The sequence below is a fragment of the Teichococcus deserti genome (assembly GCF_001982615.1).
Lineage (GTDB): Bacteria > Pseudomonadota > Alphaproteobacteria > Acetobacterales > Acetobacteraceae > Pseudoroseomonas > Pseudoroseomonas deserti.
The window spans coordinates 1-780 of the sequence record NZ_MLCO01000572.1 but is presented as its reverse complement, the minus strand read 5'-3'; the positions used below and the strand labels follow the sequence as shown (position 1 = coordinate 780).

1 protein-coding gene is annotated in these 780 nt (G+C 67.8%); it reads left to right on the top strand.

Going from position 1 to position 780, the window contains the following annotated elements; all coding sequences use genetic code 11:
• Positions 1-736, top strand: a 736-nt coding sequence (locus BKE38_RS30130) for an SDR family NAD(P)-dependent oxidoreductase (protein ID WP_076960718.1), incomplete at its 5' end; no start/stop codon positions are given.
• Positions 737-780 lie beyond the last annotated feature (44 nt).

Genomic DNA, 780 nt, shown 5'->3' with positions numbered 1-780 from the left:
TGGCAAGGCGACGGCGGTGCTGCTGGCGCGGCAGGGGGCGCGCGTCTTCTGCCTCGACAACCGGATCGAGGCGGCGGAGGAGACGCTGGGGATCATCCGCGGCGAGGGCGGCGAGGCGCGCGCCCATGTGGCCGACGTGACCGCGTCGGCCGAGGTCGAGGCCGCGGTCGCCGCCTGCGTCGAGGCTTTCGGCGGGCTCGACATCCTGGTGAACAATGTCGGCGGCTCGCATCCCGGCGGCGCCGAGACGATGGACGAGGCCGATTGGGAACGGCAGATCGACTTCAACCTGCGCAGCGCCTTCCTGGGCTGCAAGCATGCGCTGCCGCATCTGAAGGCGCGCGGGCGGGGCGCCATCGTCAACCTGTCCTCGATCGCGGCGCTGCGGATGAGCGCCGAGCGCCCGCATATCGCCTATAGCGCGTCGAAATACGGCATCATCGCGCTGACCAAGTCGGTCGCCATGGAGCATGCCAAGGCCGGCATCCGCTGCAACACGGTGATCCCGGGGCTCATGCACACGCCCCTGGTGGAGCATCGCCTGGTGCGTCAGCTGGGCGCCAATGATGCTGCGGCGCTCATCGCCAAACGCGATGCGCAGGTGCCGATGGGCAAGATGGGCGATGCCTGGGACATCGCGCATGCCGTGCTGTTCCTGGTGTCCGACGAAGCTCGTCACATCACCGGCACGGAGATCCTGGTCGACGGTGGCATCGGCGCCGCCATGCCTGCTTAAACTGACAGAAAAAAGAAGGGGTCCAGGGGAATTCATTCCCCTGG